The sequence below is a fragment of the Streptomyces sp. NPDC001348 genome (genome assembly GCF_053597535.1).
The window spans coordinates 202,135-228,124 of the sequence record NZ_JBSFIK010000007.1 but is presented as its reverse complement, the minus strand read 5'-3'; the positions used below and the strand labels follow the sequence as shown (position 1 = coordinate 228,124).

The following is a 25,990-nucleotide window of genomic DNA, read 5'->3' as shown; positions in this document are numbered from 1 at the left end:
GGGGGTGACGGTGGCGTGGGCGGGTGGCGGGGGCCGCCGTCAGGGGCCTGCGTATCCGACCTGGATCAGCCGGATGCCGCGCCGGGTGACGAGCTGGGCGCGGCCGGGGGGAAGCGTCCGGGGCCGGGCCTCGCCGATGAACTTGCCCTCCTCCTTGGGGTAGGAGTGCAGCAGGGCGGGACTGCCCAGTTCCCAGATGCGGCGCAGGACGGGGTCCATCATGGCCCGGGAGGCGCCCGAGGTGGAGCGGGAGATCACCAGGTGCAGCCCGATGTTGACGGAGTGGGCGAGCATCGGGGCCAGGGCGTTCAGCGGTGACTGCGTGCCCATGCCCGGGCCGCCGCCGTAGAGGTCGTAGTCGTCGACGAGCACGAACAGCCGGGGCCCGGTCCACCAGTCGCGGCGGGCCAGCCGTTCGGGCGCGATGTCGGCTCCGGGGACTCGTTTGCCGACCGACACCGCGGCGCTGCCGGCGAGCTGGGTGAGGCTGTCGCCGTCGACCGCGAAGCCGACCCGGTACTCCTCGGGAACGGCGCCGAACAGGTCGCGGCGGGTGTCGGCGAGGAGGATGCGGGCCTCGTCGGGGGTGAAGCGGCGGGTGACGGCGTCGATGGCCAGGCGCAGCACGTTCGTCTTGCCGGTCTCGCTGTCGCCGAACACCAGCAGGTGCGGCGTGGTGCCGAAGTCGTGCCACACGGGGGCGAGCCGCTGCTCGTCCCAGCCGAGGGCCACCCGCAGGTCTCCTTCCGGTGCCGGCAGTTTGGCCAGCGGCAGCTGGGTGGGCAGCAGCCGCACCCCGGGGGCCGAGCGCCCGGTCCAGAAGGTGTCGATCTCGGCGACGGCGGCCTTGGTCGCGGCGGTGAGGTCGTCGCTCCGCGGGGAGCTGTCCAGCCTCGGCAGCGCGCACAGGAAGTGCAGCTTGGCGTTGGTGAGTCCGCGGCCCGGCTGGTGGGGGACGGTGGCGGCGACCTTCGAGCCGTGCTCGGACTCCCCGCCGTCACCGAGCCGCAGTTCGAACTTGGTGCCGAACAGATCGCGGGCCCGGGGCCGGATCTCAGACCAGCGCACCGCCGAGGCGACGACGTGCAGTCCGAACGACAGACCGCGGGCGGCCAGGTCGGTGATGCGCGGTTCGAGGTCCTCGAAGTCCTGCTTGAGGGTGCCCCAGTTGTCGATGACGAGGAACACGTCGCCGTAGGGGTCGTCGATCTCCCCGCTGTCGCGCCTGCCCCGGTAGGCCGCGATCGACTCCAGGCCCAGTTCGGTGAAGCGCCGCTCGCGGACCTCCAGCAGCTGGGTGAGTTCTTCGACGGTGCGCTGCACCCGGTCGCGGTCCAGCCGGGTGGCGATGGATCCGACGTGCGGCAGTCCGGCCACGGACTGGAGTCCGCCACCGCCGAAGTCGAGGCAGTAGAACTGCACTTCGCGGGGGGTGTGGGTGAGGGCGAGGGCGAGCATCAGGGTGCGCAGCATGGTGGACTTGCCGGTCTGCGGTGCTCCGGCGAGCGCCATGTGCCCGTCGGCGCCCGACAGGTCGGCCACCAGCAGTTCCCGGAGCTGTTCGAAGGGCCGGTCGACCATGCCGATCGGCACGCGCAGCCTGCCGAGGGCCGGGTAGTCGCTCGCGCTCATGCCGCGCTCGGGGTCGGGGACGATGCCGGGCAGCAGTTGGTCGAGGGTGGCCGGGACGTCCAGCGGCGGCAGCCACACCTGGCGGGCCGGCGGGCCGGCGCCCTCCAGCCGGCCCACGAGGACCTCCAGCAGGCTCTCCTCGTCGTCCGACGCGGGCTGTGTGGTCCGTGTCTCGGGTTCCTGGACGAGGATCTCCGCGGCCTCTTCCGACGCGTCCAGGGACGGCGGCAGGCGCTGCTCCATGCCGAACGCGACGATCTCGTCGCTGCCCCGTGCCGTCTCGGCGGGGCCGCCGGAGACGGTGGGGGACGCCGGGCAGGGGCCGGAGACGTAGGCGGCCTTGAAGCGGGCCAGATTGCTGGTGTCGATCTTCAGATAGCCGTTGCCGGGCGCCGAGGGAAGCTCGTAGGCACTGCCCACGCCGATCACACTGCGGGATTCCATGGAGGAGAAGGTGCGCAGCGCGATCCGGTACGACAGGTGGCCCTCGACCCGGTGGATGCGGCCCTCGTCCAGGCGCTGGGAGGCGAGCAGCAGGTGGACGCCGAGCGATCGGCCCAGGCGGCCGATGCTGACGAACAGGTCGATGAACTCCGGTTTGTTGGCGAGCAGTTCGGAGAACTCGTCGACGACGACCAACAGCGACGGCAGCGGCGCGAGGGGGGTGCCGCCCAGCCTGGCCTTCTCGTACTCGAACAGGGACGAGTAGCCGCTCTCCCGCAGCAGTTCCTGGCGCCGCATCATCTCGCCGTTCAGCGAGTCGCGCATACGGTCGACCAGGTGCAGTTCGTCGGCCAGGTTGGTGATCACCGCGGAGGTGTGCGGGAGGCGGTCCATGTTCAGGAACGTCGCGCCGCCCTTGAAGTCGACCAGGACGAAGTTCAGCACTTCGGAGGAGTGCGTCGCGGCCAGACCCATGACCAGCGTGCGCACCAGTTCGCTCTTGCCGGAGCCGGTCGCTCCGATCAGCAGGCCGTGCGGGCCCATACCGGCCTGTGCCGACTCCTTCAGGTCCAGCTCGAGGACCTCGTTGTCCTCGGTGATGCCGATCGGTACCCGCAGGCGGGTGCTCTGCGGGCTGCGGGTGCGCCACAGCGCGGCCACGTCGAAGGAGCGCGGGTCGCGGATGCCGAGCAGGGCGCTGAGGTCGAAGTCGGTCTCCAGGGGCTGGTCGACGAGGTCGACGCCGCCGTTGGTGCGGAGCGGGGCCAGGACGCGCGCCAGGGACTCGGCCGCCGAGGGGGAGAGCGAGTCGCTCTCGGCGGTGACGACGGTGTCGCCCGCGGGGAACTGGACGGTGCCGTCCTGGAGGGTCAGCCGCAGTACGTGCGGTCCGCCGGTCATGGCGCCCGTGGCGTCGAGAGTGACGACGTTGCGCAGTCCGGCGCCGAGCAGCCGCGAGGTCTCCGGGATGTGCACCCGGTAGGCCAGCACGACGACGAAGGGTTCACCGACCCGGGGGACGGCGTCGGGCTCGTGGTCGGGGCGGTCGGTCAGCTCGTGGCCGAGCAGGCTCAGCAGCGTGTCGGGGTCCTCCGCCACCAGTCGCAGCGGCCCGGTCGCGTCCTCCTCGTACGGGTGGAGGTTGTGCGGCAGCCACTTCAGCCAGCCCCACTCGGCGCGTCCCACCGCGTCGGAGAGCAGCGCGACACGCAGTTCGTCCGGCGAGTGCAGCACGGCCAACTGCCCGATCACGGCGCGCAGCAGACCCAGCGCGGCGGCTCCGTCGCCGGCGACCTCCACGCTGGTGAACCGGCGCAGCGGCAGCGTCACCGGAAGGTGCCCGACCGACTGGTAGGCCTTGGTGAAGCGCCGCAGCGAGATCGCCGACAGGGGTTCGAGGTCCTCCACCGGCTTGGTCCCCGGCGGCACCAGGACCAGGTTGGCGCGGCGGGAACCGAGCCCGATGCGCACGTCCGCGAAGTCGTCGTGACCGGCCCTGCGCTCCCACAGCCGCGTCTGGCCGGCCATCACCAACAGGTCCTGCGGGCGCGGGTTGTCCCACTGGGCCGCCGCCCGCTGCTCGGCCGCGGACTGCCGGACCCGCCTGCGCACCTGGGTCAGGTAGCGCAGGTAGTCCCGGCGTTCGGCGCGCATCTTGCGCCGCCGGTCGGCACCGCGCCGGCCGAGCTGGCCGAGCCCCATGCTGATCATGGCGACGCCCATCATCCCCGACATCATGTAGGTGGTCGTCGAACGGGCGCCGAGGGTGAACATCATGACCATGGCGCCGACGCCGAGCAGCATCGGGAGGAAGACCAGCGCCGAGCTGAGGTCGGCGGTCGGGGGTTCGGGGAGGATCGGGGGCTCGGCGAGCTCGATCTGGTCCTCCGGAGCCTCGGGGCCGGGAACACGAGGTGAGCGCTTCACGACCACGGTGCTCATGAGGCTGTCTCCTGCGGAGTGGGGGCTTTCGGGGTTCCGCGGCAGCACCGGCACGGTGTGGCGGTGCGGGTCTCGCGAGCCGCAGCAGGGCTGCTCGCCCACCCTAGGAACCGGCCCGGACGAAGTCCGGAGCCGGACGGACACTTTGTCCGTGCGGACGACGGATGTTGCCTGCGCGTTCAACGGCTGCGGCCGGTGTCCGCCCCCGGGGGGCCGACCGGGCTGTCAGATCGCGGTCGCGCCGTTCCCCGGGTCGGGTCCGCCCTGGCTACCGGCGGTGTCCGGCACCAGCCCCAGCCGGGCCAGACCGCCGTCCAGCCAGGCCGCGGCCAGCTTCACCCGGGAAGGGCACCCGGTACGTCTGTACAACCGGGTCAGCCGCTGCTCCACGGTCTTCTCGCTGCAGGAGAGCCGGGCCGCGATCTGCCGGTTGGTCGCTCCGCCACTGACCAGCTCGATCAGGCCGATGTCCTGCTCGCTGAGCCCGCTGCTCGCCGAACGGCGCCTCGGCAGCGACACGTTCCGGCGCTGCGCCATGCGGTCGATCACGGCGCGCACCGGCCGCCCGATCGCCATCATGTGGGAGATCCGCCTCGCCTCGACGAACCACGGCTGGGGGTCGTCGCCGACCGCCAGCAGGCCGTAGCAGCACAGCAGGTCCAGGGGGGTGTCGCCCCGCTGGGCCAGCGACCGGTGGGCGGCCAGCAGGCCCCGGCCCGCGTCACGATGCACCAGGCCACGTCCGATGAGCACCGCCTCCCGGCTCATGGGCGAGGCCTCCTCCTCGTGCAGCGCCTCCAGCTCCTCCAGCGCCTGCCGCGCCGTCTCCGGCCGCTCCTCCAGCACGGCCACCACGAGAATCCGCAGCAGCACCCGCTCCACGCCCGCGAGCGTGCCGTCCTTGAGTGCCCGGCGCACGGCGAGCCATCCGCCCGCCAGCGCCTCGTCCGTCTGCCCCGACCAGTACCGCACGGCGATGCGCGCCCGGTCCACCAGTGGATGGACCACGTCGTCGGGGATGAGGTCCAGCCAGGCGCGGGCGTGCCCCAACTCACCGCGCATGCAGTGGATCTCCGCCGCCAGCGCCCGGGCCAGCTGTCCCGGCCCGACCGCGCCGTCGGGGCGGCTGCGTGTCTCGATCCGGCGCGCGGAGGACAGGGCGCTGTCCCAGCGTCCCTGGAGGTAGTCACGCACCATCGCCCGGTAACGGATGGCGGTGCTGTGTCCGGCTCCGGTGTAACGGTCACCCAGCACGGCTGCGAAGGCGCCCGCCAGGTCCCCGTAGGCCGCGGCGTTCCGCAGCCGGTCGAGGGCCTCGTCGGTGACGGCGCCCGACGGCAGCGCCTGCCGCGCGCGGTCGAGCTCCGCCTTGCCGCCCACGGCGGCGGCCACCAGCCGCAGTTCGACGTCCGTGGGCAGCGGGCCGTGGGCGCATCCCGGGGTGGACCCGGGGGGCTCGACGTCGTCCCATGCCGTCAGGGTCACCGGACCGATCCCGTACAGACCGGCGAGCGACACCGCCCTCGCCACGGCCGGCATCGACTCCAACGCGGTTCGGTGTCGCTCGCCGTCGCCCTGGCAGTGGGGGAGCCGGTGCTCGTGCAGCACCGCGAGAACCCATAACCGGACCGCGAGTTGCAGGGCGGTCCGGTGCCCGGCGGACCGGCATCCGGCGGGCGCGTGGTCCGCCCACCGTTCCACACAGGCGAGCAGCGGCTGACCGAGTTCCAGCACCTCCTCGTAGTCGGCGTACCGCAGGCTGAGTTCGGCGGTCTCGCGGAGCACGCCCGGCGTCCTGGGGTCACCGGGGGACAGACGCCGCAGCGCCGACCGGTAGGCCTGCGTGGCCCGCCGCAGGGCCGACGGTGCGTAGTTGCGGCCGGCGGCGAGCAGCAGCGGGACCGCGAGCCCGTCGTCCAGCAACGGGCCGGCCGCCGCGACGTGATCGGCCAGATACGGGTAGCGGGCGCCCGCGGTGGCGGCGTCCATGCGGTCGGTCACCGACGTGACGATCCGGGCGTGGACGCGCGGCGGATCGCTTCGCTCGGGCAGCGTCCGCAATGTCGCGGCCAGCGCGGGAACGGGGAACGACAGGCGGCGGTCGTCGTCGACGGTCAGCACCTCGTCCTTGACGAACCGGTCCACCTCGGCGGCGACCGCCGCGGCGTGTGCCCCGTCGTCCGGCCACATGAAGTGGAGGTCGTCGACACGCACTTCGCCGCCGTCGATCAGGTGGGCCAGCGCGGCGGCCAGCTCCACGGACTCGGCGTCCATGCCGGGCCGCACGAGCTGGAGCAGTCCGTCCGGCCGGCTGAGCGGGCCCAGCCGGTCCGTGCACTCCAACACGCAGAGCCTGCCGTCCAGTTCGAGCAGGCGGCCGCTCTCGCGCCAGCAGTTCAGCAGGGACAGAACCGCCTCCGGGTTTCCGGCCAGCGGCCCGAGCGCCCGCGACAGCGCCGTGAGCAGCGCCGGTTCGACGGGCCGGCCGGCCCACCACACGGCCAGTTCGCCGATCCCGGACGGCGGAAGCGGCCGCATTTCCAGCACCCGGTCGGCCGTCGCCGCCAAGCCGGTTCCGCCGGCCCGTCCCGCGGCCGCGGGACGGCCGGCCATCACCACGGGGATGTCCGCAGGGCGGAAGGCGCGCAGGAGCACCCCCAGAGCGGAGGCGGTCTGCGGCGGCATCCGCTGTACGTCGTCGAGAACGACAGCGAAGGGGAAGGACCGGGCGGCGTCGGCCAGTACCTCACCCATGGTCTTCAGCAGGACCGATTCACCACCGCGGTGGGTGATGCGCCACTGGACCCGGCGTACGGCGGTGATCCGGGCCGGCAGCCAACCGTCGTGGATCCTGGCGAGCACGTCGCACACCGCATCGGCCAGGGCCGCCACACCAGGTGGCTCCTCGGTGTCCTCCCAGTTCATCGGCACGATCTTGGCGCCGTTCCGCGTCGCCACCAGCCGCGCCTGCTCCAGCACGGCGGTCTTTCCCACGCCGGCCCGGCCGCTGATCAGCAGGGTCTGCGCCGGCGTACCGGCGGAGCCCAGGATCCGGGCCACTTCGTCGACCTCGTGGTTCCGCCCGACGAGAGGCGCACGGTGCCGCACGAGCACTCCTCCCACGCCTACGAATCACAACCTTCGGAGTCGGTCGACCGCACTGGCGCGGCCGACGGACAGTAGATCGTTGACTGTTCAAGTGGAGCCAAGAGTAGGAACGGCGGTGCGGAGGGAGCGTGTACCTTTGCGACACCAGATGGGATTGAGGCGACATCTTCATCGGCGCGGAGGAAGCATGAGGAGCGAGCCGCGTTTCCCTGGTCCGGGCGGCGCGACGGGCACGTTCGCCGTCGACGCGAGCACCACCGGCACCGGCCGGGGCACCTGGGAGCCGTTCATCAGCACCTGGAACGACCGCCTGGGAGACCTCTACCCCCTGCCGGAGTTCAGCGCTTCCACGGTCGAGGGCTTCCAGGGAACGATGCAGTCGGTGGCCCTGCACGACATCGCCGTGAACGAACTCTGGGCCTCCTCACCCGTCAGCACCCAGGCGGTCGGGACGTACGAGCACGACCAGGTCAGGCTGTACGTCGGGCTGCGCGGCGCGGTGACCCTGCAGGACCCGCACGACCAGGGCGGTGACGCGTACGTCACGGCCGGGACCTACTTCATGCACCACGTCGTGACGGAGAACCACTTCCACACCACGCCGCAGATCGGCACCCGCATGTTCAACTTTCCCGGCGACGCCCTGCGGTCCCTGGTCGCCGGGAAACCACGCATGGGGCAGGCCACCTCGCCCGCGGCGCAGATCCTCATGGCACACGCCGGCATGGTGCAGCGGACCGTGAGCGAGCTCAGCCCCGCGGGCGTGCACGCCTCCCGCAACGCCCTGCTGGAACTCGCCAAGGGACTGGCCCTGGACCAGTTCGACGACTGCGAGCCCGCCTTCACCCCGTCGCTGGCCCAGGCGGCCAAGGACCTGGCCGACACCCGGCTCACCGACGCCGACCTCTCCCCGAGCACGGTCGCCGCGCACCTGCATGTCTCCGTCCGCACCCTGCAGCGGGCCTTCGCGAGTCTCGACGAGTCGTTCAGCGCCTACATCCGCCGCCGACGCCTGGAGGCGGCCGCCACCGCGCTCACCGCCCCGGGATCACGCCTCACCGTCTCCGAGGCCGCCGCGCTCTGGCACTTCACCGACAGCAGCCACTTCGTCCGCGCCTTCAAGAAGCAGTACGGGACGACACCGGCGCGGTTCGCGCGCCGCCCCGCCTGACGGCCAAGGCGTCAGGCAGGCGGCCATAATGACTGCCGTGGACGTACGTTCGTCCGCTGGAGTCCGCCCGGGAAGACCGGGCGCACCCGCCTGCTGTGCACCGTTCAGCGAGAGGCGCGGTCGGAAGTGACTGATCGGACAGTGACGACAGACGTGGTCCACGGTGACACGTCGGCACACGTGGACCGCACGCGGGAGCGCATGGTCGGACGTGAGTCGGAACTGGACGCGATCCACGGCCTGCTGAGTGATCCGGACGGGCCGCGCCTGGTGTACGTCCGGGGCGAACCGGGGGCGGGGCGCAGCTCGTTGCTGCGAGCGGTTCATGGACGACTGCGCGCGGAAGGCACCGGCGCGCTGTTCTTGGCGTGCGTGCCAGGCGATGAGCACCACCCTTTGCTGCTGGCCCTGCGCCTGATCACGACGCTGGTGAAGCCCCAGTCCGGCACGGCGCAGCAGCAGTCGGGCGGCAGGCCGGTGGCGGACCTGATGTCCGCTGCCGAGAGGGGCGACCGGACGGCGGCGGCTGAAGCGCTCACCGCCGCTCTGACGCACTGCGGACCCACGGTGCTGGTGGTCGACGACATCGAGCACGGCGACGCCGACTCGCTCACCGTCCTCGGCGAACTCGATGCCGCGCGCATCGGTCCGGGCGTCCGGCTGGTGGTGTCGGCGGGCCGGTCGGTGAAGCCCCATGCGCCCGGCCTGGCCGGGTACCGGCCGGCGGACGGCACGGTGGTGCGGACCATCGACCTCCCGCGCCTGCTGCCCCACGACATCGCGACCGCCTTGGCGCGACGGTTCCGGGCGAGCCCCGAAGACGCGCTCGTCCGGCGGACGCACGAACTCACCCAGGGGGTCCCCGGGGCGATGGACGCCCTGCTCACCGCGTGGACGCGGCAGGACGCGATCCGGGTGGTCGGGGGTCACGCCTTCCTGGCCGTCGGCGTCCCGGTGCCGGCCCTGCCGGACAGTGCCCCGTTCCTCGCCCCGCTGCACAGGCTGGGCGAACCCGGCCGGACGGTGGCCGGCGCGCTGAGCGTGCTGTGGCCGTTGGGCCCCCGGGCCCCGCAGCTGATCGCGTCGTCCACCGGACTGTCCGAGGCCTCTGTCGCCGAGGGCGTCCACGACCTGACCGAGGCGGGGATCATCGAGGAACTCCCCCGCCGGGACGGCGCCGCGGCAGGCGGTTGGGCGTTCCGCGTGCCGCTGACGGCCCGCGTCGTCGAAGCCCGGCTGGGCCCCTTGGAACGCAGCCGGCTGTCCGCCGCCGCGGTCAAGGCGCTGTGGAACACGGCGGAAGGAGGCAGCGGCGCCCGGCGGGTGGCCGTCGCGCTCCCGCAGCCGCACGCGGACTTCTATCTGGCGGACCGGATCGCGGACGCGGGTCCCCTGGTCGACCGTGACCGCGCGGTGGCGGAGCTGACCGCGATCGCGGAACGCGAGTGGCCCGACTTCGGCGGCCGGGGGATGCTGCGCTGGTTCCGGGCGGCGGCCCGCCTCATCGAGGACCCGGCGGCCCGCGGTCCGGCCCTGCTGCGGAACGCGAGGGCCGCGTACGCTTCGGGCGACTACCCGGCGGCACGGTCGATGGCCGAGTCACTGCTGCGCACGCCTCCCGACGGTGTCACCGTGCCGGTGCTCCAGGGCATCGCCGGTGTGCTGGCGTCAGCGACAGCGGTCGAGAAGGACTGGGCGTTCCTGAAGCGGATGGCCGCGGCGCGGTGGTGGGACAGGCTGCCGCTGCCCGCCGGGGCGGCCGTGGGAGGCAGGGCGGTGGCCCTGTGCCAGCTCGGGAGGTGGCGGGAGGCCCTGGATCTGCTGGCGCGGACCGAGTCGGTATGGCACACCACCACGGACGACCGTGTGGTACCCACCCTCGAGGCCTACCGCGTCGTCGGTGAGTTGATGGTGGGCAGACCCGAGCTGTTCACGCGCTCACTCACCTCGCCGGAGCTGCTGGAGCTGCCTCCCGACCTGCGGTACGTGCTGACGGTGGTCCAGTGCGAGCAGCTGCTCTGCTCCTGCGACCTGCAGGGGCTGCGTGCCCTGCTGTCCGACCGTGGGCTGGCGCCCGAAGCACTCCCGCCGTACAGCCTGTTCCTCTGGCACCACCTGGAGGGCCGCTGGGACGAGGCACTCAAACATGCCCGCTGGCTGCTGGCCACCGGTCAGGCGTTGTCGTCGGCCACCGACGGTTATCCGCTCGCGGCGCGGACCGCGGCCATCCTCCTCGCCCGGGGCGGCGTCAACAACGCGCACCGCCTGATCGCCGACGCACGCGGCGGGCCGGACGGTCCCCTCGAGCACTCCCTGGACAGTGCCGAGGCCGAGGTGCTGCGGACCCTCGGCGACCTGTCCGGCGCCGCGGAGTCGCTCCGCCGCGGCCTGAGCGCCGCGAACGCCCGGGGACACGTCCACGGCACCGACGAACTGTGGGCCGCCCTCACCGACCTGCACGCCGAAGCAGGCCGCACCGGTGAGGCGACGGCCTGCCTGAGGCGCCTTCAGGAGGTGGCGGAGCAGCTCGGCACCGGCCGCTCACGCCTGCTCTGCCTGCTGGCCTCGGCGAAAGTCCGGCGCCCGGACGACCCCGGCCAAGCCCGGCGGGACCTGCGGGAGGCGGTGGATCTGGCCCGCTCCCGGTCGCAGCCGTTCGAGACGGCGGTCACCCTGTCGGCAGCCGCCGGCAACGGCGTGGGCCCGGCAACCCTGCTGCACGAGGCCTACGAACTGTTCCAGCAGACCGGGTCCGCGCTGTGGCGCTTCCACACCAGGACGGCGCTGCGCGAAGCCGACCTCCCCGTCCCCGGCCGCAAAGAGGCCACAGCCGAGAGCGAGCACCTCCTCGCCACCCTGATCGCCGAGGGGCTCACGAACCGCCAGGTCGCCACCGTGCTGCGGCTCAGCGAAAAGGCCGTCGCCGACCGGATCTCCCGGCTGCTGGCGCGCACCGGCCTGCGGTCCCGCACCGAAGTCGTGACGGCCGTGCTCACCCAGGACTACTGACATCACCGCCCGGTGGCCGGATATCTCCCTTCCGCCCCGGCGAGAGGCACCCGGCCGCACCCCGTCCGCACGGCGGGTCCCGGCCCGTGGTGCTTCGCCCCCCACCGCTGTTGTCCGCTCTGTGCCGGTCAGGTGTGCGCCACAGGCCGGACCGCGATGCCGGAATGAACCAGAAGCAGCGCTTCCGCCCGGTTCGCCCGCCGGGCACTCGTGCGACATTTCCCTGCCCTTAGAGGGGACTGCCCGTATGGACACCGGGTGCGGATACCGCCATGACACGATCCTCGTCAGCTGTAAGGGGTCGCTGTAAGGGGTCCTTGCACTATGCCCGCCCGGGTCGCGCGGCCTGGCACCGCACCTCGCCGCGTTGCCGAAAAGCCCTGGTAGCTCGTCCCCCACTCTCGGCTTCGCTCGAGCGGGGGGACCCCCATCGAGGGCTCTCCGGCGCCTTGCGATGCACGGCACCGGACCACGCGACCTCATCGGGCGCTCATAGCGCAAGGACCCCTGACAGGCCGCACGACAAGCACGGTTCCCGAAGGGAAAGCGAATGCCGCAACAGGTGGTGAGAGACACGATCCGGGTGGCGATCCACGCTCCCGACGCCGTCACACGGGCCGGACTGGTCAGTTCCCTCAAGAGCGACCGCCGCGTCGTCGAGGTACCCGTGGACGAGCCGGACGAGGCCGACGTCATGGTGGCGGCGATCGACACCGTGGACGCCGGGGCCCTCGACCTGCTCCCCACCCTGTGCGACCGGCCGGAAGCACGCTTCGTACTGGTGGTGGGACGGCAGTGGCTCGCCAACGTCTCGACGGCGGTCGACAGGGGCGTGCGCGCCGTGCTGTGGCGCGACTCCTTCACCCCCCAGGCCTTCATCCGGACACTGCTCACCGTCGCGTCGGGCGGCGGCAGCTTCCCTCCCGCCCTTCAGGGCACCCTGCTGGAACAGGTGCAGTGGACCCACAGGGAGGTCCTCACCCCGCGCGGCCTGAACGCCTCCGGCGTCACACCCCGGGAGGTGGACGTACTGCGCCTGGTGGCCGACGGCCAGGAACTCTCGGAGATCGCGCGGAAGCTCTCCTACTCGGAGCGCACCGTCAAGTACATCCTCTACGGCCTCATGAAGCGCATGCAGCTGCGCAACCGGGCCCACGCCGTCTCCTACGCCATACGCTCGGGCATCATCTGAGGACTTCCGACGCCCCTCGCCACGAAGGGGCCGGCCCAGCGGCAGTACAAGGCAGCGGGCGTGCAGGACGCCCGCTCGGACAACGTTGCCAACGATCGAAGGGGTCGGCCCGCCGCAGTCCCGACCGGGCCGACCTGCGCCGACCTGCCTGGCCCGAAGGGCGGTCCCCGTCCGATCCACCGCCAGGTACCAGAACCCTCGGAAGGAGGGCGTGGCTTGTCCTCGTCCCCGCAGCAAGACGCCGCCGGTGCCACCAGGAGTCCACTGGTCCGCCGAGCGGTCGCACTGCCCGCGATACCCGACAGCCCCTCCGCGGCACCGACCCCGGATTCCGCGTCACAACCACCGCGTCAGGCGGCGGTTCCGGTGGCCGGAGCGACCGACGCGCCCTCGAGTGCGGACAGGGACGCACACACGGGCAGACCGGCGGACAGCGGGTCACCGGCGTTGTGGGAGAACGATCCGTCGTTGGCCGAGACGGCCGTACAGGACCCGCCCCGGTCCGCGGCCGCGGACACCGGCGAGCGCGCGCGGATTCCGTCCGGCCGGCCGAGAGTGGTGTTCGTCGGCGCGGTCCTCGGTGCCGCTGCGCTGCTCGCGATCCCGTTCCTGGCGACCGGTTCGAACTCGTCGTCGAAGGGCGCCCACGGAACGCCGCTCAAGGCCGCCGACGTCCCCGCGAGCGGTTACCTGCCACAGCAGAAGGCGCTCCCGTCGGCCACGGCGGCCGCACGGTCGAAGTCCCCCTCCGGCAAGCATGCGGCGTCATCCGTTCCCGGCCGCTCGTCATCGCCGCGCAACACCCACGGACCCGCGTCCGGGCCCGTTGCCGGGGCGCACAAGAGCGGTCACGGCAAGCCCCGGCCCGGCGGTCACAGGACTGCGAAGGGCACCAAGAAGTCCACCGTCATCGTCCCCGCGGTGTTCGCGGGCGCCGACGACATGCTCCTGAAGAACCTCGGGACGGGCTACTGCGCCGACGTGCCGAACTACGGCCCCGGCGCCAAGAACGATCCGGTCCAGCAGTTCAAGTGCCAGTCGGGCTCGACGGACAACCAGATGTGGAACCTCGCGGTCACCTCGGGACCGAAGGGGCCGGGCGGGGCCCGGCTGTTCGTCATCCGCAACACCAAGGACGGCCTGTGCATGGACCTTCCGAACTACGGGGGCCAGGCGGCCGGTACGAAGGTGATCGAGTTCTCGTGTGACGGCACGAACAAGGACAACCAGCTCTGGTACCTGGCGTACGGGCACCAGAACCACTACCAGATACGCAACCTGGCGAGTCACGGTCTCTGTCTCGGCGTCACCGGCGGCACGGGAGCCGGACCCGACGCCCGGCTCCAGATCCAGTCCTGCGGGTCCACAGCCGGGGACTGGGGATGGTCGTCCCGGTGACCCGCTCACCAGCCCTGTGACTGGCTGTTGCCTTTCCGATCCCCAGTAGTCGATCCCGGCGACCGCCGCGCGGGCCGCGGCCCCGGCCGCGGCCGCGTGGTGGGTCGGCACCCGCTCCTCGCACCACGGCCCGGCCGGTGGTCGCCCCACCGCGCCGCGATCAGCTCGGCGACCGTGCGATCCCTGGAGTCCATGGATACACACGGTAATTGACAGATCGTCAGGTGGGGAGGGCTACGGCATCAGGCCGTCCGACTCCGCGAAGATGAAGTGGGCGAGGACCATGAAGGCGAGACAGAAGGCGATGAACACGCCGAAGAAGGCCAGCATGCAGCCGGTGCCCGCGGCGAGTCTTCCCCGTGCGGGGGCGTGCGCCGTGGCCTGCTCGGGGCGGTCCGCCAGGTAGTGGACGGTCACGTGATCACCCTCGAGGGTGGTCGCGGGGCCGTTGGCCTCGTCGAACCGGACCGTGCGGCCGTCGCGCGTCGTGAACTCGTAGACGTGATGCATGGTGGTGGTCACGGACGTGTCCCCGCCACCACCACTGGTCGTGGTGTACGAACGCAGGCATCGCGCCTCGGCCGTGAGGCCGCTGTTCCATGCGCTGCTGATCCGCCGGGCGCGGCCGATCAGCCGGACCGCGGCGAACACGACGAACGCGATCATGACAATCGGTACGGCGTAGAACAGAGCTTCCATGACATCCCCCCGGGACGCGCACGCCGCTCCGGATGATCGGCGTGGCGGGAACCTATCCCGCCCGTCGGCGCGCGCGCCTCAAGGGAAGCTCTGAACCCGGGAGGGCGGTCAGAACGTGACGTCCGAGCAGGCGTAGAACGCGTTGCCCGTGTCGGCGATCGTCCAGACCGCGAGGATGACGTGGTGGCCGCTCAGGCCGGTGGGCAGGGTGCCGCTGTGGCTGAGGGTGGCCGGCGGGCGCTGACCGTTGTACGGGACGGTCAGGAACGGGGTGGTGTCGAGGTCCGAGCGGGACAGGGCGTGGTTCTGGTTCCAGCCCTGCTTGGTGACGTAGTACCTGAAGTCGGTGGTGGCGTGCATGGCGGTGAACTGCCAGCGGAAGGTGTAGCGCTGGCCGCCGGTCACCCTCGTGGTCGGCCAGGCCGCGCCGGACGGCGTCCTCGGCGAGCTGAGCTGGGCGAACCGGCTGAGGCCGCCGTTGCAGAGCTGGCCGTCCGCCGGACCGGACGCGGGGAAGCCCTTGGGGCCCTCGACACTCTGCGGCTCCCACTGGATGTCGCCGCAGTTCGCCACCGTGCCGTTCTGGCAGAGCTTCTGCCTGCTGACGGGGAGGTCGGTGTAGCCGTGGGCGCTCGCCCCGCCGGTGGAGAGCACGAAGGCTCCGGCGGTGGCGAGGCCCAGCACGGCCGCGGAGACCTTGGTCTGTGTGCGCATGCTGCCGCTCCTGGTGAACGTGGGGAGGTTCAGTGAGCTGTGCAGGTCTAGACCAAGTGGGAGATTATTGCCGTTCGTTGAACATGTCCATCCCCGTCACACGGCCGGTTCGCGGCCCGCGCAGAACGCCACCGTCAGGTCCCGCACCAGCACCTTGCGCTCGTAGTCGTCCAGTTCGACCAGCCCGCGCATGGTCAGCCGGGTCACCGTGTCCTCCACCGAGTCCACGACCGAGGAGAGCAGGCTGGAGCGCTGCTGCGCGTCGAGCGTGGCGATCCGGCGGCGGTGCATGGCGGCGGCGATCTCGGGGGCGTACTCCACTCGGACCGGCTGCACCGAGAACACCTCGAGCCCCACCGGCGCGGCCTCCGCCGCCACCAGCCGGGTCAGCGCCTCCCCGGCCGCCTGCGCGACCCCCTTCGCCGCGCCCGGAGCCGCCACCGGCACCCGGGCCAGCGCGGCCTCCACGCACTCCCGCAGATACGTCTCGTGGTCGTCGATCCCCAGCAGCGCCCGTGCGGTGTCCCGCACCCGCCACACCACCAGGACGACCGTCCGCAGCGCGGCCCCGCTGCCGTCGGTCGCCGGCATCGGCTCGCTGCGCCAGTGCCGCAGTCGTACGTCCACCCGGCGGCGCGGCACCAACGGGTTGATCCAGAGCAGGCCGGTACGCCGCACCGTCCCCCGGTAGCGGCCGAACAGACCGAGCACCAGGGCCCGCCCGGTCCGTCCCCGGGCCAGCCCGCCGAAGCCGAGCAGACCGAGCGTCCCGGCGCCGGCGCAGGCCGCCCACTGGGCGGGACCCGGCCCGGTGCACGCGTACGCGGCGAGGCATCCGGCCAGCCCGCTCACCCCGGCGAGCACGCCCGTCGCCCCGGGCAGCACCCGGGCCCGACGCTCCGTCAGTTCGGGCCCGGCCTCCGGCACCGGGCGCGGCCTGACCGGGGCGGTGTGCCTCGGGCGCGGCTGTTCGCCCGTGCCCTGTCTGCGCCCCACGACGGCCGGCCGCAGCGGGACCGGCGCCGGGTCGGGATCGTCACGGAAGAGGAGGTGGACGGGGATCTCGGTGGTGGCCTCGTTGTGGATCAGCCGGGTCTGCCTGAGTGGCTCCCCGACGGGCCCCTCGGAATCGGATGTGTGCTCGGTCGTCGTGCTCATGCGTGCCTCCAGCCTCCGCGCCAGACGCTTCACGAATGGATGGTTTTCGGACGGCGGCTACGAGAACAGCCGCCGCCAGGTCTCCGGCCCCGGGTAGCCGTCCGCCGCGCCGCCCCGCCAGCCCTGGGCGCGCTGGAAGGCCTCGACCGCCCGCCGGTCCGCGTCGCCCCAGCGGGAGTCCGCCCCGTGGGGGTAGAACCTGCCGAAGCCCTTCTTGATCAGCTGCTGCGCCAGCCGGGTCACGTACTGGTTGTCCGCGCCCGGGCGGAACAGGTTCCGGCCCGGATACCCGGCGACGCCGTGCGAGGCGGGTGCGCCGGCCGAGCCGGGGGCGATGTCCTTGCCCTTGCCGGTGGTCAGCAGTCGCCAGGTGCGCGGCCCGGGCAGCCCGTTCGCGTCCGCGCCCGTCCACCCCTGGGCCAGCTGGAACGCCCGGGTCGCCCGCCGGTCCGCCTCCGACCAGCGCGGGCCGGGTTCCCGGGTGTAGTACGCACCGGCGCCGCGGGCGACCAGCATCCGGCCGAGCTGGGTGACGTACTTGTTGTCCGCGCCGGGACCGAAGTACGCCACTCCGGGGAAGGGGGTCCGTGCGGTCCTGGCGGACGCCGGGGCCGCGTTCTGCTTCGCTCCGTCCGCGGCGGCGGTCACCCCCTTGTAGCGGTAGGGGACGTACTTGGCGGAGTTGGTCCAGTAGGCGTACGGGGTGGACTGGCGGCGGGCGTGCGGGGGTGTCTGCTCGTAGGCGGTGTAGTAGGTGTGCGTGTAGTCGGTCCAGCCGCCGAAGAGGACGACGTGCGAGCCCTTCTCCGGGTTGTCGGGGTTGTGGAAGAGCAGCATGTCGCCGGGTTGCAGCTCCTCCTTGGAGATCTTCACCCCGTACTGGCCGAGACTTCCGGTCCATTCGTTGCTGCCCAGGTTCCAGGCCATGGAGACGTATCCCGAGCAGTCCTGCCGGTACCCGTCCGACCAGTACTCCGTCATGCTGTACGGCACCTGCGCGGTGACCCAGGTCTTGGCCCGGTTGATGATCTCCGTGCGGGTGGTGGGGGGCGGGTTGGCCGGGTCGGCGGGCTTGCCGCCCTTGCCGCCGGGGCCGTGCAGGGGGGTCTTGGCGCCCTGCGGGGTGGGGGGCGTGTCGCCGTCCGCCCGGAGGTGCGGCACGCCGGGCCGGGCCGGGGCGTGTGCCGCGGCGAGGGCGGCGGCCGGATGGGCCGCGCCGACGGCGGCGGATACCGCGGCGGCCACGACGAGGGCCGGCCGGGCCGCCGGGTGGCCGCCGAACCTTCCGGGCAGCCAGGAGGGACTCGTGCGCCGTCGGTGCGCGCACCCGGGGCAGTCGCAGTCGCTCGCGGGCTCGACGTCCTCGAACACCGGAGCCACCATGCGACCCGCCTCGCATCCCGTTTCGATTCTCTGGTTGAAATGTCCGCGTTTGTGCACGTTGGTCAGTTTCCCAACTGTGTTCGCAACGCGCATGCTGACGGTCCGAATGATGTACGCGCCCCTCACCCTCCCGGGGACGTCGTCGCACCCCGGTGGTCCGGAGCACCCTCCGGGGTCGGGTAGAGTTGTCGACGTCAGCAGGCGCCGCTAGCTCAGTTGGTTAGAGCAGCTGACTCTTAATCAGCGGGTCCGGGGTTCGAGTCCCTGGCGGCGCACAATGATGCTCGACGACGACAGGCCTCTCGTACGAACGGGGGGCCTGTCGCCATGTGCCCCCTGGACCGGGCCGGTCCACTCGGGTGACCGCACGCGGGCGGAGGAAGCCGCGGGAGGCCACTTCGGCGACATCCGTGCCCCACTGTCCCCCGTGGCCCCGTTTGACCGGTAAACACCGCGTTTCGCGACTTGCGATCATGCCGAACACCGTAGAACCCTGTTGCTTCAACGTGCCGCTGATTCGCGGTAGTTGGGGGACAGTATCCGGTTGTGGCGGATACGGGACGAGGGATCCCGTTCAGAAAGGGTTGCCGAGGGGGGCAGCCCGCGGCCGGAACGCCACGGTTCCAGACCTCCAGGGTGTGGAAGACATGGTGACTGTGGCTCGCCAGGAACGAACAGACACGCGCTGACCTGCGTGTGGGGGGATGACTTTATGACGTCGACGCCGACGGGCGCCCGGCATAATCACGAACCATCACAGTCCGCACACGACCGATCACAAACCACACCTAGAAGCCCGTCGCACCGGACCGGCGACCCGGGGGCGATCCACCGGATAAGGAAGACCCTGCCGAGATACGACTACGAGCACTACAGCCGGCTCGCCGGCCCCCTCACCCAGCCGGCCCCCGGCAAGCCGTACCGGGTGAGGTACCGCTCCCTGCTGTCGCAGGAGCCGCACCGCGTCCGCGCCGCGCTCATGCTGGGCGCGGCACCGCTGCTCTCCCTGGTCCTGCTGGGCTGGCTGCTCCAGCCCGAACACTGGACCGAGCGGGACTATCCGGCGTACGACTTCCTGCCGGCGCTGGACACGGTGATGCTGGTCTCGATCGGTCTGATCGAGACCTTCCGCTGTCTGAACGTGCTGTCCAACGCGCACGCCACCCTGGTGGCCCGCGATCCCGTCCCGGTGGTGCCCGAGACCGGCACCCGGGTCGCCTTCCTCACCTCCTTCGTGCCGGGCAAGGAACCGCTGGAGATGGTGACCAGAACCCTCGAGGCGGCCGTACGGCTGCGGCACCGGGGCGTCCTGCACGTCTGGCTGCTCGACGAGGGCGACGACCCGGAGGTGAAGGCGGTCTGCGCACACCTCGGCGTGCACCACTTCACCCGCAAGGGCGTGGAACGCTGGAACCGGCCCTCCGGCCCGCACCGCGCCAGGACCAAGCACGGCAACTACAACGCATGGCTGGAGGCGCACGGCGACGGCTACGACTTCTTCGCCTCGGTCGACACCGACCATGTGCCGCTGCCCAACTACCTGGAACGGATGCTCGGTTACTTCCGCGACCCGGACGTCGGCTTCGTCATCGGCCCGCAGGTCTACGGCAACTACGACACCTTCGTCACCAAGGCCGCCGAATCTCAGCAGTTCCTGTTCCACGCGCTCATCCAGCGGGCGGGCAACCGGTACGGCGCCCCGATGTTCGTCGGCACGTCGAACGCCGTACGCATCAGCGCGCTCCGGCAGATCGGCGGCCTGTACGACTCGATCACCGAGGACATGGCGACCGGCTTCGAGATCCACCGCGCCAAGAACCCGGCGACGGGCCGCAGGTGGCGGTCGGTGTACACCCCGGACGTGCTCGCGGTCGGCGAGGGCCCGAACGCCTGGACGGACTTCTTCACCCAGCAGCTGCGCTGGTCGCGGGGAACCTACGAGACGATCCTCAAGCAGTACTGGAAGGGCTTCTTCTCGATGCCCCCGGGCAAGCTCTTCAACTACACGATGATGATCGTCTTCTACCCGATGTCCGCCCTCAACTGGATCCTCGCGGCGCTGAGTTGCGCCCTGTTCCTGGGCCTGGGCGCCTCGGGCGTGAACATCGACCCCACCGTGTGGCTGATGCTCTACGGCAACGCCTCCGCGCTGCAGATCGGCCTGTACGTCTGGAACCGGCGGCACAACGTCTCGCCGCACGAGCCGGAGGGGTCCGGCGGTGTCGCGGGCATGATGATGTCGGCGCTGTCCGCGCCGGTGTACGCCCGCTCGCTGCTGGACGCGGTGCTGCGCCGCAGGAGCAGGTTCGTGGTCACGCCCAAGGGCGAGTCGGCCAGCCCCGACACCCTGTTCGGGACCTTCCGGATCCACTGGTTCTTCATCCTGGTGTTCGGCGGCTCACTCGTCGCGGGCTTCGTCCTCGGGCACTCCCACCCGGCGATGGTCACCTGGGCCTCGTTCGCCCTGCTGATCACCGCCTCGCCCCTCTTCGTGTGGCGGTACACGCTGCGGCGGGAGCGGAAGGCGCCCGCCGCCGCCGCTGCCGGGCCGGCCGGATCCGGCGAGCCTGCCGAGCCTGCCGAGCCTGCCGAGCCGCAGGACGCGGTCCCCGCGGGGTACGCGCCGCACGCCCGGGTGGGGGAGCAGGACCAGACCATGAGAATCGCGCTCGGCGGACGTGGGGGACGTGAGGAATGAACGACAGCGCCGGCCGTCGCCGGGCCCGCCGACTCGTGGTCGGAACGGCGGTGGTACTCGCGCTGGCCGGGATGAACGGCCCTTGGGTCTACCGTTTCGGAACAGCGCAGTACCACGAGTACGAGATCAACAGGCCTGGGTACAAGGCCGAGAACGGCCACTGGGACATCGTCGAGTTCCCCCCGCGGTACCGTCAGGACACCATCCACGCGGCGCTCCTGCACACCGGCAAGGTGCTGCTGGTCGCGGGCTCGGGCAACAACCAGAAGAACTTCGACAGGAAGAAGTTCGACACCCGGATCTGGGACCCGGTCAAGGGCACGATCAAGAAGATCCCCACACCCAACGACCTGTTCTGCACCGGCCACACCCAGCTGGCCGACGGCCACCTGCTGATCGCGGGCGGTACGAAGCGGTACGAGAAGCTCAAGGGCGACGTCACCAAGGCCGGCGGCCTGATGATCGTCCACAACGAGAACCCGGACAAGCCGATCACCCTGCCCGCGGGCACCAGGTTCACCGGCAGGGCGAACCACAAGACGTTCGTCTCCAAGGACCCGGTGCTCGTCCCGCGCGCGAAGAAGGTGTTCGACAGCAGGACCGGGAAGTACCTGCGCAACGACCCGGGCCTCGGCCGGATCTACGTCGAGGCGCAAAGGCGCGGGACCAGGTACGAGACGGGCTCCCAGGACAACTACCGCATCCGGGGCCTGAGGGGCCTCGACGCCCGCAACACCTACGGCATCGCGCAGAAGCTCGCCCTCGACAAGAAGGACTTCCAGGGGATCCGGGACGCCTACGAGTTCGATCCGGTGGCCGAGAAGTACATCAAGGTCGACCCGATGAACGAGGCCCGCTGGTACCCGACGCTCACCACCCTGAGCGACGGCAGGGTCCTCAGCGTCTCCGGCCTCGACGACATCGGCCAGCTGGTCCCGGGGAAGAACGAGATCTTCGACCCGAAGACCCGGAAGTGGACGTACACCGGGAAGATCCGCCAGTTCCCCACCTACCCGGCGCTGTTCCTGATGCAGAACGGGAAGATCTTCTACTCGGGGTCCAACGCGGGCTACGGACCGGACGACGTCGGCCGCGACCCGGGCGTCTGGGACGTGGCCGACAACAGGTTCAGCAAGCTGCCCGGGCTGAGCGACCCGAACATGATGGAGACCTCCGGCACGGTGCTGCTGCCGCCGGCCCAGGACGAGAGGTTCCTGGTGATCGGCGGCGGCGGGGTCGGCGAGTCCGGGCTGTCCAGCAGGCGGACCCGGCTGATCGACCTCAAGGCCGCCCACCCGAGGTTCGTGGACGGGCCGTCACTGGAGAAGGGCACCCGGTACCCGCAGTCCTCGATCCTGCCCGACGACACCGTGCTGGTGTCCGGCGGCTCGCGGGACTACCGGGGCCGCGGCGACTCCAACATCCGCCAGGCCCGGCTCTACCACCCGGACGGCAACAGCTTCACCCGGGTCGCCGACCCGCTCGTGGGCCGCAACTACCACTCCGGGTCGATCCTGCTGCCCGACGGCCGCGTCATGTTCTTCGGCTCCGACTCGCTGTACGGGGACAAGGCCGGCACCAAGCCGGGCACGTTCGAGCAGCGGATCGAGATCTACACCCCGCCGTACCTCTACCGGAAGTCCCGGCCGACGCTCGCCGGGGGCCCGCAGACCGTCGCGCGGGGCGCCTCCGGGACGTTCACCTCTCCGCACGCGTCGCGGATCAGGAAGGTCCGGTTGATCCGGCCCAGCGCGTCCACGCATGTGACGGATGTGGACCAGCGGTCCGTCGCCCTGGACTTCCGCACCTCCGGCGACAAGGTCACCGTGACCGTGCCGAAGAACCGGAACCTGGTTCCGTCGGGGTGGTACATGCTGTTCGTCGACGACGCGTGGGGGACGCCCAGCAAGGCGCGGTGGGTGAAGGTCCCGTAGCGACGGTGCACCGGGGGGCGCCTTCCGTATCGGAGGGCGCCCCCCGGTTCGTGCGACGCGGGCTATCCGCCGGCCTTCGTCAGCGCCAGCGCGTAGCTCGGCCACCAGTCACCGGCCTTCGGGCCGCCCTTGCAGGTGCCGTCCGACTCCCCCGGCCGCTTGACCCAGAGGTACGCGTCCACCAGGGGGTCCGCCGTCCTTGTCGTCGGCGTCTCCCCCAGCGCCCGGCCCGGCGGGTTGCACCACCGCTGCGCCGGGTCGCCGCCCGTGTAGGGGCCGTTGCCGTTGCGGCTGGTGTCGACGACGAAGTGCTTGCCGCCGACCCTGGCGGAGAGCTGCTTGCCGTAGGCGACGGAGTCCTCGGTGGAGTAGAAGTTGGCGACGTTGACGGCGAAGCCGTCGGCCAGGTCGACGCCGGCCCGCAGCAGGGGCTGGAAGATCTGGTCGGGACGCCCCCAGCCGGCGTTCCCGGCGTCCAGGTACACCTTCGTGCGCCTGAGGGACTTCAGCCTGGTGACCGCGCTCCGCAGGAGGAAGTACCGCTCCTCCTGGAACCGGGCCGGGGTGCAGCCGTCCACCAGGTGCAGGACGGCGTCCGGTTCCACGATCACCGTCGCGGCACGGTCGCCGATGCCTCTCGCCACACCGTCGATCCAGGCCCGGTAGGAGTCGCCGTCGGCGGCCCCGCCCCGCGAGTACTGGCCGCAGTCGCGGTGCGGGATGTCATAGAGCACGAGCAGCGCCGTGCGGTCGGACCTCTCGGCGGCCTCGGTGAAGCCCCGCGCCTCCTGCTCGGGGTTCTCCGGGCCGATCCACTCGCCGGTCGGCTGCTCGGCTATCTTCCTGATCCGCGCGGCGGCCGCCTTGTCACCGCCCCTCTCGTAGGCGGCCACCTGCCGGGCCGCGTTCCCGTCCGGGTTCACCCAGAAGGGGTCGGCGCCCTTGGGCTGCTGCGTGATCGCGGACCTCGGATCGTCCGCCGCCTTGTCACCTCCCCCGGAGGAACACCCGGCGGCCAGCAGGGCCACCCCCAGCACCACCGCGGACGCCCCGGCCCGTAACCGGGACAGGGCCGCCCCCCAGCTGTCGTACATCCAACTCCCCCCTGGTTGCACGGTATTTCAGGCGCCAATCCTGACATATCCGCCGTGCCGGTCACGACCGCGTCCGCGTGTCGCCGGGCAGCTGTCACAGGCCGGCGAGTGCGGCGGCCGGGCGCGCCGGACACGCCGACCGGGCGCTGCGGACACGCCGACCGGGCGCGGTGGGCGCCCCCTACAGCCCCGTCCCCGTGCCGGTCAGGTACGCCGACACCACCACGTTCGCCGTGTAGCTGCGGCTCGCCCGGTCGAAGGTGCCGCCGCAGGTGATCAGTCGCAGCTCGGCACGGCCCGGCTTCCGGGGCCCGTAGGCCTGCCGGGCGTCGAAGCGGTCACGGGAGAGCACCCGGACGTCGTCCACCGTGAACTCGGCGACCCGGCCGTCGCTGCGGACCACCCGCACCGTCTCACCGGGCCGCAGCGCGCTGATCCGGTAGAAGACGGCGGGCCTGGTCCCGGTGTCCACATGCCCCACCATCAGCGCGGGCCCGGCCGCCCCGGGTTTCGCCCCGGCCGCGTACCACCCCACCACACCGGGCTGGTCGAACGGCGGCGCGTCCACGGCGCCCCGGCCGTCCAGGCCACGGGCCACCACCGGTGCCTGCACCCCGAGGTCCGGGATGTCGATGCGCTGCGGCACCGCGTCACCGAGCGGCCGGGCGGCGGGCGGCAGCCCCGACCCGGCCGGCCGCCCCACCGCGGCCACGTCACCGGTCGCGGCCCCGGGCGCCCCGGCGGGTACGTCGGTCACCTCACGCCCCCACAGCCACAGCCCGAGCAGCAGCAGCGCCCAGGTCGCAGCGGCCGCCAGCCGTCCGGTGCCGGAGGAGGACTCGTGGTCGTGCACCACCGGCTCCCCTCACCGCGCGCCGCGGCTCCGACGGGCACCGCGCAGCCCGACGGCGACCGCGGCGATACCGGCGAGGACCAGACCGGTCACCGTCTGCGCGGTACCGGGTCCGGCCGCCCGGGCGTCCACCGAGGCGAGGTGTGCGGTGCCGCCGCCGCCCGCGTGGACGGGGGCGACGGGCGACGCGGGGGCGGACGGCCGCGGGTACGGCGCCCCGGCCCCGGGCCGCCCCCCGGACCGGGCGTCCTCCGTCACGGTGATCCGGCCGGCCACGGCCTCGCCGGCACAGCTCACCCGCACGTCGTAGGAGCCCGGTCGCAGCGTGGTGCGGATCCTGGTGTCGCCGCTGAGCGTGCCGCCGGTGCCGCTCAGCCGGGCGTCCGCGACGAACGCCGTCGACCCCGCGGTGCCGGACGCCCCGGAGCAGCCGCTCACCCGCAACGCCACGTCGGTGCCGGGGGCGGGGGACGCCGGCGTGAGCGACACCCCGGCCCCGCCGTCCATCGCCTGGGCCGCATGGGCCGCATGGGCCGCCGGGGCGCATGCGACGACGGCGAGGAGTCCTGTACAGAGAGTGCGGCGTACTGAGCCCATCGTGAACCTCCAGCGATATCTGGAGGCTGCCCCGACCGGCACCCCTTCGCATCCTCGAAGGGCGCCGCTTTGCTCCGTACGGGTTATTCACGGGTCATGCACGGGTTGCTTCAGACCCGGTCCACGAGGTCCGCGATGGAGTCGACCACCTTGGACGGCCGGTACGGGAAGGCCTCGACCTGCTCCGGCCGGGTCAGACCGGTGAGCACCAGGAACGTCTGCATCCCGGCCTCCATGCCGGCCAGCACGTCGGTGTCCATGCGGTCGCCGATCATCGCGCTGGTCTCGGAGTGGGCGCCGAGGGTGTTCAGACCGGTCCGCATCATCAGCGGGTTGGGCTTGCCCGCGAAGTACGGCTTCCTGCCGGTCGCCTTGGTGATCAGCGCGGCGACCGCGCCGGTCGCGGGCAGCGGGCCCTCGGTGGAGGGACCCGTCTCGTCCGGGTTGGTGCAGATGAACCGGGCGCCGCCGTTTATCAGGCGTACGGCCTTGGTCATGGCCTCGAAGGAGTACGTGCGGGTCTCGCCGAGGACCACGTAGTCGGGCTCGTGGTCGGTCAGGATGTAGCCGATGTCGTGCAGCGCGGTGGTCAGCCCCGCCTCGCCGATCACGTACGCCGACCCGGAGGGCCGCTGGTCGTCCAGGAACTTGGCGGTGGCCAGCGCCGACGTCCAGATGTTCTCGATCGGCACGTCCAGACCCATACGGGCCAGGCGTGCGTGCAGGTCACGCGGGGTGTAGATCGAGTTGTTGGTCAGCACCAGGAAGGGCTTGCCGGACTCGCGCAGCTTCTTGAGGAAGGCGTCGGCGCCGGGGATGGGCACACCCTCGTGGATGAGCACACCGTCCATGTCGGTGAGCCAGGACTCGATGGGCTTGCGTTCTGGCATGTGCCGTCTCCTGCCGTACCGGATGCTGCGTGGGCCCCAGCCTAAACACAGCCCCGATCTTGCGGAACGCCCTGC

16 protein-coding genes and 1 tRNA gene are annotated in these 25,990 nt (G+C 71.8%); 7 read left to right on the top strand and 10 right to left on the bottom strand.

Features of this window, described 5'->3' with window-relative positions; translation table 11 throughout:
• Positions 1–39 precede the first annotated feature (39 nt).
• Complete coding sequence (gene eccCa, locus ACWC21_RS10555) at positions 40–4,017, bottom strand: type VII secretion protein EccCa (RefSeq protein WP_450880179.1); 3,978 nt, start codon at positions 4,015–4,017, stop codon at positions 40–42.
• A 225-nt stretch (positions 4,018–4,242) separates the two neighbouring features.
• The gene (locus ACWC21_RS10550; protein ID WP_450880177.1) at positions 4,243–7,125 is read right to left on the bottom strand and encodes an AAA family ATPase; all 2,883 of its coding nucleotides are present in this window, start codon (positions 7,123–7,125) and stop codon (positions 4,243–4,245) included.
• 187 nt (positions 7,126–7,312) lie between these two features.
• On the opposite strand from ACWC21_RS10550, the gene ACWC21_RS10545 reads away from it, so the two are divergent.
• The 4 genes from ACWC21_RS10545 to ACWC21_RS10530 all read left to right on the top strand — a co-directional run bounded on the left by ACWC21_RS10545 (position 7,313) and on the right by ACWC21_RS10530 (position 13,895).
• Complete coding sequence (locus ACWC21_RS10545; protein ID WP_450880175.1) at positions 7,313–8,296, top strand: helix-turn-helix domain-containing protein; 984 nt, start codon at positions 7,313–7,315, stop codon at positions 8,294–8,296.
• Between the two features lie 141 nt (positions 8,297–8,437).
• Entirely contained in the window at positions 8,438–11,305 is a 2,868-nt protein-coding gene (locus ACWC21_RS10540) for an AAA family ATPase (protein ID WP_450880173.1), read from the top strand.
• A 550-nt stretch (positions 11,306–11,855) separates the two neighbouring features.
• Positions 11,856–12,497 carry a helix-turn-helix transcriptional regulator gene (locus ACWC21_RS10535; protein ID WP_450880171.1) on the top strand — a complete coding sequence of 214 codons (642 nt, stop codon included), beginning with the start codon at positions 11,856–11,858 and terminating at the stop codon, positions 12,495–12,497.
• Positions 12,498–12,965: 468 nt separating this feature from the next.
• A complete protein-coding gene (locus tag ACWC21_RS10530; protein ID WP_450880169.1) occupies positions 12,966–13,895 on the top strand; it encodes an RICIN domain-containing protein in 930 nt (309 codons plus the stop codon).
• Between the two features lie 234 nt (positions 13,896–14,129).
• Here ACWC21_RS10530 and ACWC21_RS10525 read toward each other — a convergent pair whose 3' ends face one another.
• From ACWC21_RS10525 to ACWC21_RS10510, 4 genes are all read right to left on the bottom strand, one after another.
• Complete coding sequence (locus tag ACWC21_RS10525; RefSeq protein WP_450880167.1) at positions 14,130–14,594, bottom strand: DUF3592 domain-containing protein; 465 nt, start codon at positions 14,592–14,594, stop codon at positions 14,130–14,132.
• Positions 14,595–14,702: 108 nt separating this feature from the next.
• On the bottom strand, positions 14,703–15,308 hold the full coding sequence (locus ACWC21_RS10520; protein WP_450880165.1) for a lytic polysaccharide monooxygenase auxiliary activity family 9 protein: 606 nt from the start codon (positions 15,306–15,308) through the stop codon (positions 14,703–14,705).
• A gap of 96 nt (positions 15,309–15,404) precedes the next feature.
• On the bottom strand, positions 15,405–16,466 hold the full coding sequence (locus ACWC21_RS10515; protein ID WP_450880163.1) for an SPFH domain-containing protein: 1,062 nt from the start codon (positions 16,464–16,466) through the stop codon (positions 15,405–15,407).
• A 57-nt stretch (positions 16,467–16,523) separates the two neighbouring features.
• Positions 16,524–17,849, bottom strand: a complete 1,326-nt coding sequence (locus ACWC21_RS10510) for a peptidoglycan-binding protein (protein WP_450880161.1) — start codon at positions 17,847–17,849, stop codon at positions 16,524–16,526.
• Positions 17,850–18,050: 201 nt separating this feature from the next.
• Between ACWC21_RS10510 and ACWC21_RS10505 the strand changes: the two genes are divergently transcribed.
• The 3 genes from ACWC21_RS10505 (at position 18,051) to ACWC21_RS10495 (ending at position 22,481) form a co-directional block, all read left to right on the top strand.
• Positions 18,051–18,124: transfer RNA gene (locus tag ACWC21_RS10505), tRNA-Lys, on the top strand.
• 437 nt (positions 18,125–18,561) lie between these two features.
• The gene (locus ACWC21_RS10500) at positions 18,562–20,547 is read left to right on the top strand and encodes a glycosyltransferase family 2 protein (RefSeq protein ID WP_450880159.1); all 1,986 of its coding nucleotides are present in this window, start codon (positions 18,562–18,564) and stop codon (positions 20,545–20,547) included.
• Entirely contained in the window at positions 20,544–22,481 is a 1,938-nt protein-coding gene (locus ACWC21_RS10495) for a galactose oxidase-like domain-containing protein (protein ID WP_450880157.1), read from the top strand. The genes ACWC21_RS10500 and ACWC21_RS10495 overlap by 4 nt, the downstream gene beginning before the upstream one ends.
• Positions 22,482–22,543: 62 nt before the next feature.
• On the opposite strand, the gene ACWC21_RS10490 is transcribed toward ACWC21_RS10495, so the two are convergent.
• The 4 genes from ACWC21_RS10490 to ACWC21_RS10475 form a co-directional block, all read right to left on the bottom strand.
• A complete protein-coding gene (locus ACWC21_RS10490; protein ID WP_450880155.1) occupies positions 22,544–23,575 on the bottom strand; it encodes a glycoside hydrolase family 6 protein in 1,032 nt (343 codons plus the stop codon).
• A 181-nt stretch (positions 23,576–23,756) separates the two neighbouring features.
• Positions 23,757–24,428, bottom strand: coding sequence for a class F sortase (locus tag ACWC21_RS10485; RefSeq protein WP_450880153.1), 672 nt, complete (start codon positions 24,426–24,428; stop codon positions 23,757–23,759).
• Between the two features lie 12 nt (positions 24,429–24,440).
• A complete protein-coding gene (locus ACWC21_RS10480; protein ID WP_450880151.1) occupies positions 24,441–25,025 on the bottom strand; it encodes a hypothetical protein in 585 nt (194 codons plus the stop codon).
• A 110-nt stretch (positions 25,026–25,135) separates the two neighbouring features.
• Positions 25,136–25,915: an HAD-IIA family hydrolase gene (locus ACWC21_RS10475; protein ID WP_450880149.1), complete on the bottom strand. Its 780-nt coding sequence runs from the start codon at positions 25,913–25,915 to the stop codon at positions 25,136–25,138.
• Positions 25,916–25,990: the final 75 nt, after the last annotated feature.

Excerpts from the sequence above, each read along its gene's own strand:
- eccCa (WP_450880179.1), bottom strand. The coding sequence starts at position 4,017 with ATGAGCACCGTGGTCGTGAAGCGCTCACCTCGTGTTCCCGGCCCCGAG.
- ACWC21_RS10545 (WP_450880175.1), top strand. The coding sequence starts at position 7,313 with ATGAGGAGCGAGCCGCGTTTCCCTGGTCCGGGCGGCGCGACGGGCACG.
- ACWC21_RS10535 (WP_450880171.1), top strand. The coding sequence starts at position 11,856 with ATGCCGCAACAGGTGGTGAGAGACACGATCCGGGTGGCGATCCACGCT.
- ACWC21_RS10525 (WP_450880167.1), bottom strand. The coding sequence starts at position 14,594 with ATGGAAGCTCTGTTCTACGCCGTACCGATTGTCATGATCGCGTTCGTC.
- ACWC21_RS10520 (WP_450880165.1), bottom strand. The coding sequence starts at position 15,308 with ATGCGCACACAGACCAAGGTCTCCGCGGCCGTGCTGGGCCTCGCCACC.
- ACWC21_RS10515 (WP_450880163.1), bottom strand. The coding sequence starts at position 16,466 with ATGAGCACGACGACCGAGCACACATCCGATTCCGAGGGGCCCGTCGGG.
- ACWC21_RS10510 (WP_450880161.1), bottom strand. The coding sequence starts at position 17,849 with ATGGTGGCTCCGGTGTTCGAGGACGTCGAGCCCGCGAGCGACTGCGAC.
- ACWC21_RS10500 (WP_450880159.1), top strand. The coding sequence starts at position 18,562 with ATGACGTCGACGCCGACGGGCGCCCGGCATAATCACGAACCATCACAG.
- ACWC21_RS10495 (WP_450880157.1), top strand. The coding sequence starts at position 20,544 with ATGAACGACAGCGCCGGCCGTCGCCGGGCCCGCCGACTCGTGGTCGGA.
- ACWC21_RS10490 (WP_450880155.1), bottom strand. The coding sequence starts at position 23,575 with ATGTACGACAGCTGGGGGGCGGCCCTGTCCCGGTTACGGGCCGGGGCG.
- ACWC21_RS10480 (WP_450880151.1), bottom strand. The coding sequence starts at position 25,025 with ATGGGCTCAGTACGCCGCACTCTCTGTACAGGACTCCTCGCCGTCGTC.
- ACWC21_RS10475 (WP_450880149.1), bottom strand. The coding sequence starts at position 25,915 with ATGCCAGAACGCAAGCCCATCGAGTCCTGGCTCACCGACATGGACGGT.